Origin of the sequence: Thermus scotoductus DSM 8553 (assembly GCF_000381045.1) — a bacterium.
Classification (GTDB): domain Bacteria; phylum Deinococcota; class Deinococci; order Deinococcales; family Thermaceae; genus Thermus; species Thermus scotoductus.
Window position 1 is genome coordinate 23,589 of the sequence record NZ_KB905748.1, and the last position, 13,831, is coordinate 37,419.

14 protein-coding genes and 1 tRNA gene are annotated in these 13,831 nt (G+C 63.5%); 5 read left to right on the forward strand and 10 right to left on the reverse strand.

Annotated elements, in window-relative coordinates; genetic code table 11:
* Positions 1-5: 5 nt before the first annotated feature.
* The 7 genes from nuoD to F604_RS0107860 all read right to left on the reverse strand — a co-directional run bounded on the left by nuoD (position 6) and on the right by F604_RS0107860 (position 5,109).
* A complete protein-coding gene (gene nuoD / locus F604_RS0107830; RefSeq protein ID WP_019551170.1) occupies positions 6-1,226 on the reverse strand; it encodes an NADH dehydrogenase (quinone) subunit D in 1,221 nt (406 codons plus the stop codon).
* A complete protein-coding gene (locus F604_RS0107835; RefSeq protein WP_019551171.1) occupies positions 1,223-1,843 on the reverse strand; it encodes an NADH-quinone oxidoreductase subunit C in 621 nt (206 codons plus the stop codon). The genes nuoD and F604_RS0107835 overlap by 4 nt, the downstream gene beginning before the upstream one ends.
* Positions 1,844-1,846: 3 nt before the next feature.
* Positions 1,847-2,392, reverse strand: coding sequence for a NuoB/complex I 20 kDa subunit family protein (locus tag F604_RS0107840; protein WP_015716518.1), 546 nt, complete (start codon positions 2,390-2,392; stop codon positions 1,847-1,849).
* Positions 2,383-2,742, reverse strand: coding sequence for an NADH-quinone oxidoreductase subunit A (locus F604_RS0107845; protein ID WP_019551172.1), 360 nt, complete (start codon positions 2,740-2,742; stop codon positions 2,383-2,385). Before F604_RS0107845 ends, F604_RS0107840 begins: the two co-directional genes overlap by 10 nt.
* 168 nt (positions 2,743-2,910) lie before the next feature.
* On the reverse strand, positions 2,911-3,729 hold the full coding sequence (gene rsmA, locus F604_RS0107850; RefSeq protein WP_019551173.1) for a 16S rRNA (adenine(1518)-N(6)/adenine(1519)-N(6))-dimethyltransferase RsmA: 819 nt from the start codon (positions 3,727-3,729) through the stop codon (positions 2,911-2,913).
* Positions 3,722-4,468: a metallophosphoesterase gene (locus F604_RS0107855; protein ID WP_019551174.1), complete on the reverse strand. Its 747-nt coding sequence runs from the start codon at positions 4,466-4,468 to the stop codon at positions 3,722-3,724. The genes rsmA and F604_RS0107855 overlap by 8 nt, the downstream gene beginning before the upstream one ends.
* Positions 4,465-5,109, reverse strand: a complete 645-nt coding sequence (locus tag F604_RS0107860) for a Rad52/Rad22 family DNA repair protein (protein ID WP_015716522.1) — start codon at positions 5,107-5,109, stop codon at positions 4,465-4,467. The genes F604_RS0107855 and F604_RS0107860 overlap by 4 nt, the downstream gene beginning before the upstream one ends.
* Before the next feature lie 80 nt (positions 5,110-5,189).
* Here F604_RS0107860 and F604_RS0107865 point away from each other — a divergent pair, with 80 nt between their 5' ends.
* Together F604_RS0107865 and F604_RS0107870 are read left to right on the forward strand one after the other, a co-directional pair.
* Positions 5,190-5,534, forward strand: a complete 345-nt coding sequence (locus F604_RS0107865) for a hypothetical protein (RefSeq protein ID WP_019551175.1) — start codon at positions 5,190-5,192, stop codon at positions 5,532-5,534.
* Between the two features lie 37 nt (positions 5,535-5,571).
* A tRNA-Ala gene (locus F604_RS0107870) sits at positions 5,572-5,647 on the forward strand.
* 194 nt (positions 5,648-5,841) lie between these two features.
* Here the strand turns inward: F604_RS0107870 and darG are convergent.
* Positions 5,842-6,912: a type II toxin-antitoxin system antitoxin DNA ADP-ribosyl glycohydrolase DarG gene (gene darG / locus F604_RS0107875; RefSeq protein WP_248644153.1), complete on the reverse strand. Its 1,071-nt coding sequence runs from the start codon at positions 6,910-6,912 to the stop codon at positions 5,842-5,844.
* Positions 6,913-6,932: 20 nt separating this feature from the next.
* Entirely contained in the window at positions 6,933-7,562 is a 630-nt protein-coding gene (gene darT / locus F604_RS0107880; RefSeq protein WP_019551177.1) for a type II toxin-antitoxin system toxin DNA ADP-ribosyl transferase DarT, read from the reverse strand.
* Between the two features lie 33 nt (positions 7,563-7,595).
* On the opposite strand from darT, the gene F604_RS0107885 reads away from it, so the two are divergent.
* Entirely contained in the window at positions 7,596-9,188 is a 1,593-nt protein-coding gene (locus tag F604_RS0107885) for a site-specific DNA-methyltransferase (protein ID WP_019551178.1), read from the forward strand.
* Positions 9,188-11,668: a DEAD/DEAH box helicase gene (locus F604_RS0107890; RefSeq protein WP_081624241.1), complete on the forward strand. Its 2,481-nt coding sequence runs from the start codon at positions 9,188-9,190 to the stop codon at positions 11,666-11,668. The genes F604_RS0107885 and F604_RS0107890 overlap by 1 nt, the downstream gene beginning before the upstream one ends.
* A 10-nt stretch (positions 11,669-11,678) precedes the next feature.
* Here F604_RS0107890 and F604_RS0107895 read toward each other — a convergent pair whose 3' ends face one another.
* Positions 11,679-13,574, reverse strand: coding sequence for a tetratricopeptide repeat protein (locus F604_RS0107895; RefSeq protein ID WP_019551180.1), 1,896 nt, complete (start codon positions 13,572-13,574; stop codon positions 11,679-11,681).
* Between the two features lie 37 nt (positions 13,575-13,611).
* On the opposite strand from F604_RS0107895, the gene F604_RS0107900 reads away from it, so the two are divergent.
* A partial coding sequence (locus F604_RS0107900; RefSeq protein ID WP_019551181.1) for a helix-turn-helix domain-containing protein occupies positions 13,612-13,831 on the forward strand: 220 nt, incomplete at its 3' end.

Here is a 13,831-nt window from a genome sequence, read left to right on the forward strand (position 1 = left end):
CCCTCCTATCGGTCCACGTCGCCCATCACGGGGTCTAAGCTGGCGATGATGGCCACCATGTCGGGCACCTGCTCCCCCTTGCAGGCGTAGGGGAGGCTTTGCAGGTTCACGAAGCTTGGGGCCCGCACCTTGACCCGGTAGGGCATGCTGCCCCCGTCGGAGACGATGTAGTACCCCAGCTCCCCCCTGGCGGACTCCGTGGGCACGTACACCTCCCCTTTGGGGGGATGGAAGCCCTCGGTGTAGTGCTTGAAGTGGTAGATGACCGCCTCCATGGAGGTTTCCAAAAGGTGCCTGGGGGGCGGGGTGATCTGGGGGTTGGGGTCCCGCACCGGCCCTGGTTCCAGCCTCTCCAGGGCCTGCTTTATGATCTTCACCGACTCCCGCATCTCCCGGATGCGGATGATCATGCGGTCGAACACGTCCCCGTGCTCCCCCAAGGGCACATCAAACCGGTAGGTGTCGTAGCCCGCATAGGGGTAGGCCTTGCGCACGTCGTAGTTCACCCCGCTGGCCCTTAGGGAGCCACCCGTGAGGCCCAGGTTGATGGCCACCTCGGGGGGAATAACCCCCACCCCCCGGGCCCGTTCGTAAAAGATGGGGCTTTCCGCAAAGAGGGCCTCGTACTCGTCGATGCGGTGGGGCAGGACCTGCAAAAGCTTTTTAAGCTCGGGCACGAACTCCTCGGGGAGGTCCTCCTTGACCCCGCCGATGCGGATGTAGTTGTGGTGGAAGCGCTGGCCCGTTACCCACTCAAAGAGGTCCAGGATGGTTTCCCGCTCCCGGAAGGCGTAGAAGAAGGGGGTAAGGGCCCCGAGGTCCAAAAGCCCGGTGCCCAGGAAGACCAGGTGGCTGGCCAGGCGGGAAAGCTCATTCAAGATGATGCGGATGGTCTCGGCCCTAGGGGGTACCACCGCCCCCACCAGCTTCTCCACCGCCAGGGCGTAGGCCAGGTCGTGGGCGAAGGAGTGGAGGTAGTCCATCCGGGGCGTATACGTGATCACCTGCGTATACGTCCGGTTCTCCATGTTCTTCTCAAACCCGGTGTGGAGGTAGCCGATGTGGGGGACGAGGTCCAGGACCTCTTCGCCCGATAGGGTCACCACCACCCGCAGCACCCCGTGGGTGGAGGGGTGCTGGGGCCCCACGTTTAGGGTCATCACCTCGGTGCGGAGCTCCCTGGGCTCCTCCGTTATGGGCACGTCCAGGTCCAGGTAGTCCTTCATTTGACCTCCTTGGCCTTCATGAGATCGGCCCAAAGGGCCCGGTACCCCTTGCGGCTACCGCCCCGGTATAGGGTGAGGCCGGGGTTCTTCCCGGTAAGGGAGGCCCGGAACTCGCTGGGCACGATGAAGCGCCCCTCGCGGAAGAGGGTGGGGGTTTCCCCCAGGGGGAAGTCCTTGCGCAGGGGGTGGCCCTCGAGGTCCTCCGGGGTCAGGATCTTGCGCAAATCCGGGTGGCCTTCAAAGACGATCCCAAAGAGGTCGTAAACTTCCCGCTCCAAAAAGTTGGCGCTTCCCCAGAGGTCGGTGACGGTGGGAAGCCTGGGGTCCTTTTCCGGCACGTAGACCCGGAGGAAGAACCGGCTTCCATCCCCGTCCTGCCACCCGGGAAGGGAGACCAGCTCGTAGACCACGGCGAAGCGCTCCGGGCGGGGGTCGGGGTATTCCAGGTAGTCCAGGCCCACGATGTCCGCCAGGTAGTTAAAGCCCAGGGCCTTGTAGTGGACCATCTCCTCCTTGAAGGCCTCCCTGGGCATCACCACCCAGAGGTTGCCGAGGCCGTTATCCTCTATGGTGTAGCCCTTGGCCCGGGCTTCTTCCAGCACCCTATTGAGCCGCATACCTCACCCCCTGGCGCGCTTCCAGGCGGCCACGGGGGGAAGCCTCTCGCCCCGCTCGTTGACTGCCTGGCCCCGCACCTTTTTCTGTAGCTGCATCACCGCATAGATGAGGGCCTCGGGGCGCGGGGGGCAGCCGGGCACGTACACGTCCACCGGCACCACCGAGTCCACGTTCTGCACGATGGCGTAGTTGTTGAACATCCCCCCTGAGCTGGCGCAGGCCCCCATGGAGATCACCCACTTGGGGTCGGGCATCTGCTCCCAGACCCGCCGCATGACAGGGGCCATCTTCTTGGAAAGCCGGCCCGCCACGATCATCACGTCCGCCTGGCGGGGGCTTGCCCGGAAGACCTCGCTCCCGAAGCGGGCCAGGTCGTTTCTGGCGTCGGTGGAGGCCATCATCTCGATGGCGCAGCAGGCCAGGCCGAAGGTGGCGGGCCATAGGGAATTGGAGCGCCCCCAGGCCACCAGCTTCTCCAAGGTGGTAAAGAGGATGCCTTCCCGCTCCAGCTCCTGCACGTCCCGCTCAAAGAGGTCCTTCAGTGCCACCGCATCACCCCCTTCCACCACTCGTAGAGGAAGCCCACGAAGAGGAGCAGGGTGAAGGCCGCCACGCCCAGGAAGCCGTATAGGCCGAGCGTGCCTGCGCTCACCGCATAGGGCCAGAGGAAGGCCACCTCCACGTCAAAGAGGATGAACAGCATGGCCACCACGTAGAAGTGGACGGGGAAGCGCTTGACCTCCCCCGCCGGGTCGTTCCCCGACTCGTAGGGCATCAGCTTGGCCTTCCCCGGCTTCTTGGGACCCAGGAGGGCCCCCACCACCAGGGCCGCCACCCCGATGAAAAGGGCCACTCCCAGATAGATCAGGATACTCACATACTCCGCGATCGGCGCCAAGGTCCCCTCCTTTCGTGCATCTCTTCACGAGGTAAGGGCCCAAAACCATCGAGGCCCCCACCTCAGTTCCCGCCCATCTTATCACCCCAGGTGCGGGGCAATAGGGGTGGACTACACCGAAGGGGAGGCTAATCGGTGTAAGCCATTTGATTATCGGCTGCTAAGACATTACACCCTGGTGTAGAGAAGGTCCTTGAGCCTCTGGAAATAGGATAGGTCCAGGGCCTCCGCCCGAATATCCGGGGAAAGACCCAAGCTCCTAAGGGCCTCCTCCACCTCCTCCTTGGGGTACCCGGCGGCGGTGAGGGCGTTTTTCAGGGTCTTGCGCCGCTTGGAAAAGGCGGCCTCGAGGAGCTGGAAAAGGGCAGGATCGTCCGCCACCTTCCTGGGGGTGAGGCGCACCAGGCTGCTCACCACCTTGGGAGGGGGAAAGAAGGCTCCTGGGGGGAGATCAAAGAGCTTTTCCGCCCTTGCGTGGTAGGCCACCCGCAAGGAGAGGAGGCCATAGGAAGGGGTATTGGGCCGGGCCACCATGCGCTCCGCCACCTCCTTCTGCACCAGAAAGACCAGGCGGGCAAACCGCCCGGTCCTGAGGAGGCGGGTGACCAAGGGGGTGGCGATGTTGTAGGGGAGGTTGGCCACCAAAAGGCTTCCCTTAGGCACCTCTTCCCACGGGAAGGCCAGGGCATCGGTAAAGACCAGGTTCACGGGAAGGCCCTTCAGGGTTTCCTCCAGCAGGGGTTTTAGCCGCAGGTCCTTCTCTATAGCTGTGACCTGAGCCCCGGCCTCCACCAAGGCCCGGGTCAAAACCCCCAGGCCCGGGCCCACCTCATAGACCGGGCCGGTGAAGGGCTTTGCCGCTTCCACGATCCGCCTCAGGTGGGCGAAGGAGACCAGGAAGTTTTGCCCTAAGCGCTTGTCGGCATAAAGCCCGTGCCGCCGCAATAGCTCCCGCACCCCTTTGGGGGAAAGCAAGGCTTCAAGCATGGTTCAGGCGTTTCACCTTGGGGCGCAAAGGCTCTTCCTCTGGAAAGAGTTCCAGGTACTCCCCCAGGTCCAGGGCGTCGATGAGGGCGAAGCGTTCCTTTAGCAGGATCCCCTCCTTCATGGGCACATGGCCGTACACGCCGTAGCGGTAGCCCATCCGCTCCACGTAGTCGGGGGTGCGGAACCACCAGGTTTTGGGCTCGCTTTGGGCGTAGAAGAGCTCGTCGTACTCCTGGAGCCAGGGCACAGGTCCCACGTGGGCGAAGTGCACCCCATGGAAGACCACCTCCCGGGGGAAGCCCGCTATCCAGCTCCTTAGGGCCTTGGGAAGGGGGCGCCCCCCGTGCTCGGGATGGAACTCCAGGTGCTTGAGGTGCTGGTTTCCCAAGATGGGTTCCCCTTTTAGGACCGCCTCGTCGTGGTTGCCCAGGAGGATGGTCACCTGCCCCTGGGCTGCCTCCTGAAAGGCTTTTAGCCGGAATAGCTCCCGGATCTGAGCCCCTGCCGCCAGGCGCAGGTGGTTTGGGTCCAGGGGGTCGAAGGGGCTAAGCCCCGTCAGGCGTTCGTAGTCCCTGGGGGTCTTGGGGTGGACCAAGTCTCCCAGGAGGACCAGATAGGTCTTCCCCGAAAGGAGTTCCTTGGTGGGCTTAAGCCCAGCATCCGCCAGTCCCTCTGTCTTGAGGATCCGCCAAAGGGCGGGGAAGTTGGCGTGAAGGTCCCCGACGGCGACGATTCTCATCCCTTAAGCAGGGCCCTGAGCTCCCCGTAAAGCCGCTTGGTTTCCTCGGGGGTTTTGCCATAGCCGCCGTACCTGGTAACGATTTTGGCGGCCTCCTTGCCCAGGCCCTTTTCCTTGAGCCTTTCCAGAAGCTGGTCGATGAGCCGGTAGGCCTCGGGCTTTTCCTCCTCGAGGCCCTCCTCCTCGCCAGGGGAGGGTTCGGGCAGCTTGGGTGGGGTGAAGCGGCCCTTCTCCGGGTCGTAGTCCACCCACTGTTTCTCGAGGCGGTAGAGGTACCGGCCCACCCCGAACTTCACCGCAGCCCTCTTCAAGGCATCAGAGAAGGCCGCCTTCAGGGAATCCCCTTCCCCCACGTCCTCCTTGGTCACCCCCAGGACCGTGAGGCGGCACTTCACCTCCACCAGGCGTTCCCGCCGCTCCCCCCGCTCGTCCCTCACCGCACGCTCGGCGTCGGCCAGCACCTCGTAGGCGTCCTGCCACCCCTCGGGACCCACCACCCGGTCCAGCCGGTCCAAAACAGTGCGGGCATCCACATAGGGGACCACCAGGGCGCGTTTTTTGTCCCGGGAGAGGGCCTCGATGCGCCACTGCACCTCGCCGGGGGGGAAGGGTTCGGAGAGTTTTTGCCAGACTTCGTCCATAGCTAAAGTGTACTTTAGGCCACCCTCAGGGGTTAGGGGAAAGGATGGGTTAGGTTAAGGCCATGCGCAGGATATTCGGGATGCTACCCTTGCTGGTTCTGGCTTGGGCCCTCGAGGTAAATCCCTCCGGCTCCATGGAACTCCGCATCACCGCCACCCTCTCCTTTAACCTTTTCCCCCAGGCGGTGGTGGTGGAGCGCCTTCCTGAGCCCCAAGGGCTTTTGGTGGTCTACCGTTACTCCCAGGCGGAGGCCATCTTCCGCTACCACGACCAGGACCTTCGCCGAAGAGGCTGGGTGCGGGTCAAGTACGAGGTGAAGAAGGACGAGTGGAAGGCGGAGTACAAGAAGGGTAAGGCCAAGGCCAAGCTTTCCGTGAAGGACAAGAAGGGCCGGGTGGAGGTGCGGCTTAAGGAAGGGGACTAGACAAGGCCACGGCCCCCCGCTACCATATAGGGCGCGTGGGGCCGTGGCGCAGCTGGGAGCGCGCCTGAATCGCACTCAGGAGGTCACGGGTTCGAGTCCCGTCGGCTCCACCAGCACCAGGACGATGCTTTCGCCCCCTGGGGGAGACTCCAGGGGGCGGCTGTGTAGCTATAGGTGTAGCAAAAGGCTAGGTGCCCCGGGTCCTAGGGAGGTAGTTCCCCTTTTGGAGGAGGAACCTACCGTGCCTCTCTTATTGATCTGCCTGTTGCCTGCCAACGGATTTTGGCGGACGGAAGCTACAGGTGGGCTAGGCCTCTTGAGCCACGTTGGCGGGCAACTTGGGGGGGCGGTCCTGCCACTCTTCTGGGCGGAGGGCACCCCGCTTTAGGAGGGCATCTAGGGCCACCTGAAGGTGGGTCTTGGGGAAGGTAGCCTTGCGAGGGTTCCAGGCTTGGAGCCCTTTTTGCAGGCTAGCCCAGTCCCGGGCTCCTTCGTGGCGTACGGCCCAGTGAACCGTGGCCAGGAGTTCTAGGCCGTAGGGGGTTTCAAATCCCTTGACCCAGTCCGCCGCCCGGGTAGCGGCTTCGTCGGCCTTGGGGTAGTCGGCGAGGAAGAGGACGGCCTCGTCCAAGGCCTGGAGTTTAAGGCGTATTTGGGAGACCCCCGTACGATCTCCGAAACCCTGGATATAGTGGCCCTCGAGGCGGGCTAGCACGTGGTTCAGGGGCTCGGCGTAGGGGCCAAACTGCTTGCGGGCGAAGTCAAGCTTTAGATCCAGGCCAGCTTCCTGCAGAAAGTAGGCCAGCTTCTGAGCCTCGAGGCGGCCCAAAGGCTCCCCCAATGCCCCGTATAGCCCGAAGAGCTTGAGTAGGGCAGCCCGTGCGGGGGTGAGGCGGGGCTTGGTTTTCAGAGGGACGATGGAGTGAGCTTTAGGGTTTTCTACTGGCTCGTAAACCCAAACCTCCACGCCCTCAAGGGTCTCGAGGGCCTCCTGAATACGTTGTTTGACCTCGGGCCAAGGCAGGCCTCCGTTCCCGGCCCCCAAAGGGGGCAGAGCGATAGAGCGGACCCGAAGCTCCTGGATCCGGCATACAAGGTCCTTGAGGCCCTCCTCTACGTATTCCATACGGGAAGGGTGGCGCCAGTGCTTCTTGGTGGGGAAGTTGAAGATGTAGCGGGGCTGGGCTAGGGGGCCCCGGTCGTAAACGAAGATGCGGCCAATCTGGACCTGGCCCCGCTCGCAGGCTTTCACGTAGGCCTGGTAGTTGTCTGGGAAAGCCCGTTTGAACTGCAAGGCCACCCCCTTGCCCATGACCCCCACGGTGTTCACCGTGTTCACCAGGGCTTCTACCGGGGCCTCGAGAAGGTTGCCTTGCACGAAGCGGAGCATAAGCGCTTCTAATAGTACCAGCTTCGGCGCACCCGCACCGGGGGATGGGGAAGATGGGGGAACTGGGCAAGGATGCTCTCCACCTGGGCCTGGATGGTTTCGTCCATCACACCGATTTCCTCAATCAGCTTCCACGGGAAAAGGTCCTTCACCAGGAACTCGGCCTGCTTTTTCTCGCGCACATTGGCCCAGTAAGAGGCCTGGATGGCTTGCCAGTCTAACGCTTTCAGGTGTTCTAGCTTATGGAAGAAGCGAACATACTGCACGGCCGCATGGCGGTCCGTGAACACGAAGGGGATGCGGGCTTCCGCCACCTTTTGCGCGGAGGAGACCAGGTGCAGGATAGGATGCTGGCCCCCTTGATAGTCGGTTTGTTGTGTGTGAATGGCGTAGAGCATTGGGGAACGGGGGCAGAAGTAAAACGGCACGTAATCGTGGAGCTTGCCTCTCGGGCCTACGGGTACCACGACTTGAGCGCGGCGGGCCTGGATGTGCCCGTAGGCCATGTTCTGCCGCACGGGAGGTCTTTTGGAGTAGGGGAGGAGGCCTCCTCTTTGAAGGATGCCCTGGAGGTTATTCAGGTGGGTGATGTGGTAGATGAGCGTGGGCACCGGGTAGGCTAGGCCTTGCTGTGGCATGGTTCCATTATATCCAGGGATATACTCTTCTACATGCCAGCCCTGGAGTGGATCGGCAAGCGGGCGGTAGTGCGGCACCACTTGGAGGTTCCCTACCGCATTTTGGAGCCCGTGCCTAAACTCTCCTTCGGTGAGGGCGATAATCTTCTAGTGGAGGGGGACAACCTCGAGGCCCTAAAAGCCCTCCTCCCCCAGTACCGGGGGCGGGTGAAGCTGGTCTACATAGACCCTCCCTACAACACCGGCAACGAGGGCTGGGTCTACAACGACAACGTGAACAGCCCCGAGATACGGGACTGGCTGGGGAAGGTGGTGGGCCCGGAGGCTGAAGACCTCTCCCGGCACGACAAGTGGCTTTCCATGATGTACCCCAGGCTGAGGCTTTTGCACGAGCTCTTGCGGGAGGACGGAAGCCTTTGGATGAGCATTGACGACAACGAGGTCCACCGAGCGAGGATGCTCCTGGACGAAATCTTTGGACCACAGAACTTTATAGCTACAGTGATCTGGCAGAAGAAGTTTTCCCTCCAGAACGATGCCACCTACTTCTCCGACATGCACGATTACATCTTAGTCTACGCTAAGCGAAAAAAGTTCCATAGTAATGACCCCGCAGGGTGGACTTTAAACAAGCTTCCACCCACCCCGGAGAAGGTAGGCCGCTACCAAAATCTGGATAACGACCCGAGAGGCCCTTGGCAATCAGTAGACTACACATGCGCAAAAACTAAAGAAGAGCGACCCAATCTTTACTACCCCATCGTCAATCCCAACACCGGCGAGGAGATCTGGCCGTCCCCCACCCGGGTCTGGGCCTTTTCGCGCGAGGAGCACGAGCGCCACCTAAGGGAGAACCGCATATGGTGGGGGAAAGATGGCAGGGGAAGGCCCCGGATCAAGAAGTTTTTGAGCGAGGTCCAGGCCACCATGGTGCCCACCACGCTTTGGTTGCGGGAGGATGTTGGGGACACCCAGGAAGCCCGCAGAGAGGTGCGCCAGACCCTGGAAGGAGAGGACTTCCCCACCCCTAAACCCACCCGCCTTCTCCAGCGGATTCTGCAGATCGCCACTAACCCCCATGACGGGGACATCGTCCTGGACTCCTTCGCCGGTAGCGGCACCACGGGGCACGCGGTGCTCAAGCAAAACGCCGCCGACGGAGGCAACCGGCGCTTCATCCTGGTGGAGCTGGACCCCCACATTGCCCAGAACATCACCCGGAGGCGTCTGGAGTATGCCGCCCGGGAACACGGGAGCGGCTTTCAGTACCTGCGCCTAGGCGAGACCCTCTTCACGCCGGATGGGCGAATCCGGGAGGGAGTGGACTACCTGACCTTGGCCCGGTACGTCTACTACCGGGAGACGGGGGAACCCCTGCCTTCCACCATCAGCCCGCCCCTTCTTGGGGTGTCCCAGCGCGGGGTGGCGGTTTACCTACTCTACAACGGGGTGCTCAAGGACCGGTCTCCCAAAGGGGGCAACGCCCTTACCCGGGAGGTCCTGGCCCACCTGCCTCCCCATGACGGCCCCAAGGTGGTCTACGGCACCTCCTGCCGCCTGAACCCGGCGACCCTGACGGCGTGGGGCATCACCTTTCGGCACATCCCCTACGAGGTGGCCCAGTGATGGAGCTCAAGAGCTACCAGAAGGAGGACCTGAGGGCACTGGAGGACTTCCTCCATCGGGTAGGCGCCTACGAAAAGGATCTGCCCAACTTCCTGGATCAGGCCTTCCGGGAGGTGGCCGCGCGGTACATGGAAAACCCTCCTCCCTACCTGGAGCCGAAGGGCCTCGAGGGCATCCCCTACGTGTGCTTCCGCATCCCCACGGGCGGGGGCAAGACCCTTCTCGCGGCCCACGCTCTGGCCCCGGCCCGGCGCTTTTTGGGCCAGGATGCCCCTATGGTGGTCTGGCTCACCCCCACCGAGGCTATCCGCACCCAGACTCTGAAGGCCCTCAAGGACACGCGCCACCCCTACCGCCAAGCCCTTGAGCAGGCCTTAGGCCAGGTGCGGGTCATGGACCTGCAAGAGGCCCTGGCCCTGCCCCCGGGGGACGTGGGCGCGGTGGCCCTGGTCATGGTGGCTACCCTGCAGGCTTTCCGGGTAGAGGAGACCGAGGGGCGCAAGGTTTACGAGGAAAACGGACATCTCATGGGCGTTTTTGACCTGCTGGCCGGATCGGTGCCGGAAGATAAGCTGGCGCCTCCCGAGGGGATAGGAAGGTACTCCCTGGCCAACCTCCTCCGCATCATGCGCCCCATCGTGGTGGTGGACGAGGCCCACAACGCCCGCACCCCCCTTTCCTTTGACACCCTGGCCCGCCTGGAACCCGGGGTCATCCTGGAGTTCACGGCCACCCCCAGGGAGGACTCCAACGTTCTCTTTGCCGCCACCGCCCATGAGCTCCACCGGGAGGGCATGATCAAGCTACCCATAGAGCTCGTGGTCCTGAAGGACCAGGAGGCGGTCCTCCAGGCGGCTATGGCCAAACAGAAGGAGCTTGAGGCCCTGGCCCAAAGAGGCCGGGAGTACCTCCGGCCCATCGTCCTCATCCAAGCGGAGCCCCGGCGTGGGGGGGATCCGTACACCTGGGAAAAGGTGAGGGCCTTTCTACTGGAGCGCGGGGTGCGGGAGGAGGAGGTGGTGGTCTCCGTGGGGGAGCGGGATGACCTCACCGGCCAAGACCTCCTTTCGCCCTCCTCGCCCGTGCGCTACGTCATCACCGTAGACAAGCTCAAGGAGGGATGGGACTGCCCCTTCGCTTACGTGCTGGCCTCGGTGCGTCCCCTGAAGTCGCCCACGGCCATTGAGCAGGTGCTGGGCCGGGTGCTCAGGATGCCGGGGGCCAGGCCCAAGGAGCAGGAAGCGCTCAACAAGGCCTACGCTTTCACCGTGTCCGAGAACTTCTGGGAGGCGGCGGAAACCCTCCGGGAGGCTTTGGTTCTGGAGGGGTTTGAGCGCTACGAGGCCGAAAGGACCGTGCGCACCGTGGGCCTTGGCTTGGAGGAACGCATTCACCTCGAGGCATCCCCTAGTCCCTTAGCCCTCGCTCCCTTGGGGCCAAAGGTGGAATACGATCCAAAAGTTAGGGTGCTGGTCATCAAGGAGCCCCTGAACCCCAGTGAGAGGGCGGTACTCCGACAGGCTTTAGCGGAGAAGGATCGGCAGAAGCTTCCCCACACCGTCCGCACCCCCTCCGAGGAAGGCCGGGTGCTGGAGGTGCCCCTCCTCGCCTGGCATGGAGAGCCCCTGGAGGTTGAGCACTTCCTGGAGGAGGGTTGGAGCCTAGCGGGCCGGGACGCTCACCTGGACTTTGTTCCCCAGCCCCTGGGGGAAAGAGGGGAGATCGGCCTAGATGGGGGGCGGGTGCGCATCGCCCGCCTGGAGCGGCTGGACCAGGCCGGGAGGCTCTTTGGTTCCCACGTGGGCTGGACCTTGGATAGCCTTGCCCTCTGGCTGGACCGCCACATTCCCCACCCCGACCTACCCCAGGAGGAGACCTTGCCCTTCATCTACAGGGCCCTAGGAGAGCTTTTGGGGCGAGGCTTTACCCTAGAGGACCTGGTGGCGGAGAAGAGGCAGTTGAGGAACCTCCTAGAGGCCAAGATCCGCGGCCACCGGGAGGCGGCCCAAAAGGAAGCCTTCCAACGCCTCTTGAAAGATACGCCTCCCAACCTCGGCACCATCACGCTTCGCTTGGAAGGGGACTACTTCCCGCCCAACCCCTACCGGGGGGCTTATGACTTCCAAAAGCACTTCTTCCCGGTCATCGCCGATCTCCAGGACGGAACGGAGGAGTTCCAGTGCGCCCGCCTCCTGGACGGGCTGGAGGAAGTGGAGTTCTGGGTGCGCAACTACCCTACCTGGCGCCACGCCTTCCGCCTTCCCTACCCCGGGGGCAACTTCTTCCCGGACTTTCTGGCCAGGCTGCGAGACGGGACCCTCCTCGTGTTGGAGTACAAGGGAAAGCATCTGGCGCACACCCCCGAGACCTACGAGAAGGAGGCCGTGGGGCAACTCTGGGCCCAGAAGACGGGCAACCTGTTCCTTATGGTGCGCACGCTTGATGGGCTGAACGCCATTTACCAGGCGGTTCGGCGCTGAAAGGGATTCGCTAGGGGCCCAGAAGCCACTCCACGAAGGCGTTGACCACGTCGTTTTCCCCCAGGGCCTCGGGGTTTTCCAGGACGTGCTCGTAGAAGGCCCGGACCAGATCGGGGCTTGGGTTCTTGAGGATCTCCTGGACGCTTTTCCCCCGGTAAGGCCCCTTGGGGAGGGGCGCCGTGAGGGAGGGGGAGGTGGCCAGGGGGGCGGCCTCCTTCAGGGCCTCCAAGGTCCTCTCCAGAAGAAGCCTTTCCCCTTCGGGGCCTAGGGCCTCCTTGGGGTTGAGGAGGAGGGTGCCGTCCAGGTCCCGCACCTCGAGGCCCAGGGCATAAAGCTTCCGGGCCAGGCTTTCGGGTCCCACCTCCAGGGGGATTAGGGCCTGGGCCTCGCCGTAGCGCACCTCCAGCACGTACCTGCCCGGCTCGGGCAGGGTGACGGCGGGGGCCACCTCCTCGAGGGCGGCGGTGAGGGGAGGGAAGCCCAAGGGCTTCTTCTCCTGGGCCAGGAGGGCCCCTTCCTTGTAGAGGAGGGTTTCCAGCTGGTGGCGGGGGAGGTAAGGGGTGCCGCTGAGCCTCACCTCGGGGAAAACGGCCTCTGAAGCCCTAAAGGGCCGGGCGTCCAGATCCCCAGGGATTAGGGAAAGCTTCCTCACCTCCAGGGAAAGGGTTTCCTCCCCCAGGTTCTCAAGGGCCCTTTTCGCCCGTGGGGTCAGAGGGTGTTTTGGATAAGCCTTCAGGAAGGCCTGGTATATCTCCTTGGCGGGAAGGCCCACCCTTTCCGAGAGGTAGGCGCGGAAGTAGAGGGTGAGGGGTTCTTGCCTTTCCTCCAGGTCCTTTAGGGCCTCCGGGAAATCCTCCCCCTCGTCCAGCCGCAAAGCCCGGTCGTAGGCGGCCTTGGCCCCCAGGAAGTCCCCGTAGATGGCCTTAAACAGGCCCAGGTTGTAGTAGGCGGTGGCGTTGGGCATGAGCTCCACCGCCCGCTTTGAGGCCAGGATGGCCCTGGGAAGATCCCCCGTGAGGTAGTAGGCCCAGCCCAGATTGGTCCAGTAAAGCCAATAATCCGGCCTTAGCTTTAGGGCCTTCAGGAGTGCCTCCTTGGCTTCCTCCCCCTTCCCTTCCGCGAAGGCGGCGAAGCTCACCTCCTCCCAGGCCAGGGGAAGCTCAGGGAAGGCCTGGGCCAGGGTGCGGGCGGATTCCTTCCAGCGCTCGTCTTCCAGGGTCCGCAGGAGAAGGTGGGCCGCGGTCCTTTCCAGGACATCCCCCAAAAGCAGGTTCCCGGCCTCCTTGAGCGCCTCTTCCCGCTTCCCTTGGGAGAGAAGGGAAAAGGCCTGGTATGGAGGGGAGAGCTTCCCCTGCCAGAGGAGGAGGAGTTTTTGAGGCAAAAGCCCTTCCAAAAGCCCAGCCCCCCGCCCCTCCTTAAGGTCCAGGGCGGACTGGTGCAAGGGATCGGGGTTCTGCCCTTGGGCGAGGGCCCTAAGTGCTTCCTCCGACTGGGTGGGACTGGGCAAGGGGGCCCACTTGGGGGCCAAGCCCTCCTTCTGCAGCCAAAGCCAGGCCAGGCCTGGGGTGGCAAAAAGCCCCTCCTTGACCCCATCCTTGCGGGCCAAAAAGAGCCTAAGCCCCCTTTCCTCCTCTCGGCCTAGGAGGACCCAGTCTGCTCCGGTGGCCGCTTGGGCCAGACGGGCCCCGGCCTTGGTGTAAAGCCCCCCCACCAGGTCGTAACTGCCCTGCCAGGGAAGGTTGGGAAGGAGGAGGGCCAGGAGGGTAGGGGGTGGGGCCTTAAGGCCCTCGGCAAAGGCCTGGGCCAGGCGGAAGCCCTCCCTTCCCTCGAAGGGGAGCACCAGGCCCTGGGCCAGGCCGAGCCCCAGGATCAACAGGAGGGCAGGGAGGCGCCTCAGGGTTACCATGGGCGCATTCTAAGTGCCAACCCCTTATCATGTCAACATGGCAGCCCCTCTTCAGATCCAGCTGACCCCTGAGGAGGACCGGCTCCTGCTGGAACTCTCCCTGGACCCGAAGACCCACAAGAAAACCCGCCTCTGGGCCGCCATGGTCCGCCTGGCCGCCGAGGGCTGGACCGCCCCAAGAATCGCCCGCCACTTCCACAAAGACCGCTCCACCGTCTACCTCGTCCTCAGGCGCTTCCTGGAACAGGGCCTCCCGG